This is a genomic window from Brevibacillus panacihumi, from assembly GCF_003710985.1.
GTDB classification, from domain to species: domain Bacteria; phylum Bacillota; class Bacilli; order Brevibacillales; family Brevibacillaceae; genus Brevibacillus; species Brevibacillus panacihumi.
The window spans coordinates 1-1,440 of the sequence record NZ_RHHT01000078.1 but is presented as its reverse complement, the minus strand read 5'-3'; the positions used below and the strand labels follow the sequence as shown (position 1 = coordinate 1,440).

The 1,440-nt window shown below is 42.6% G+C and carries 1 protein-coding gene; it reads right to left on the bottom strand.

Annotated elements, in window-relative coordinates; genetic code table 11:
• Nucleotides 1-18: 18 nt before the first annotated feature.
• Nucleotides 19-1,142, bottom strand: a protein-coding gene (locus EDM58_RS24480; RefSeq protein ID WP_122915660.1) for an IS3 family transposase whose coding sequence is annotated in 2 segments (ribosomal slippage) — nt 19-893 and nt 893-1,142 — 1,125 coding nt in all. Because the reading frame shifts where the segments join, the coding sequence is not laid out codon by codon here.
• Between the last annotated feature and the right edge of the window lie 298 nt (nt 1,143-1,440).

Genomic DNA, 1,440 nt, shown 5'->3' with positions numbered 1-1,440 from the left:
TGGATTGTCAACACCAAACTAGACAGATTTCTTAAGTGCCTGCTTTTTGTAAATCTTCGGACTAAGATAGCCCAGTGTGGAGTGGATTCTGGTTTCATTAAACCATTTCACATATTGATCTAGCTCTCTCTTTAGCTGCTCTAGTGACTCAAACTGTCGATTCCGAACAAACTCTGCTTTGATCAGCTTGAAAGTGGCTTCGGCAACAGCATTGTCATAGGGACAGCCTTTCATGCTCAAAGAACGTTTAATGTCGAACGTATTGATCACCTCGTCTATGGTGTGGTTTTTAAACTCACTGCCTCGGTCCGTATGAAAAAGCTGGATCTGGTGCAGATTTCCCTTTACGCTTGCAAAAGCTTGATAAACAAGGGCAGCGTCTTTGAATTTTCCACAACTATGTCCGATTATTTCCCGATTGAATAAGTCAATGAGCAGGCAGATGTAGTGCCATTTCTTTGCAACCCGAACATAAGTCAAGTCACTCACAACAGCTTGCAGAGGCTCCACTTTTGTAAATTCACGATTCAGTTCGTTCTGGATCGGCGATTGATTACATGACGATGGATACGGCTTATATTGAGCAACCGTGTAGACTGATACAAGGCCATGTTTCTTCATCAAACGACCAATGCGACGTCTTGAAACGATTTTTCCCTGTTTTTGTAACTCTACTTTGATTTTTCTCGCTCCATAGACGCGCTGATTCTCTTCAAAAATGCGAATGACCGCTTGTTCCACTTCATCATCCGTAGATGGTTGTTTCTTACTCTCATAATAGTAAGAACTCCGATTTACGTTAAGGATTTCGCACATAGCCGATACAGGGTATTTGTGCGTGTTTTGGCGGATCACTGCTATTTTCGTCCGAAGATCAGCGCTGCTTGCTTTAAAATATCATTCTCCATCTTTAGCCGTTGATTTTCCTTGCGAAGTTGAAGGAGTTCATTCTGTTCATCCGTACGATTTTCGCTTTCTTTGAAAGAACCAGTTGTTTTGCTCTGTTTTACCCATCGATCAAATGCAGATGCACTCAGGTCATACTCTCTCAAAATATCTGCACGTGGTTTGCCATTCTCATATAGTTGAACCATCTGTTGTTTAAACTCATCTGTAAATGCTCGACGCTCACGTTTACTCATCACATTCTCTCCGTTCTAATGGATTTGTTTTTAATCTACTAGAACTTAAGAGAACTGTCCAATTCAGTGTAGCCTATTCACTTGGCTCTTACCTCGGTTGGACTTTCACCAACTAGCAATTAACGGCTTGCTGGGCGCGCTGGCCGCTAAAAGCGTGTTCCGCCTTTTCCGTTCCGGCTTGGTCAAGATCCCAAATGCCTTCGCTTTTTTCTCCTTTTTCCTCGGGCCAGCTTTTCCTGGTCCTCTTGCCTCAAATGATGTTTTCCCATTCATGCCTTACGACTCATAATCTTATCTG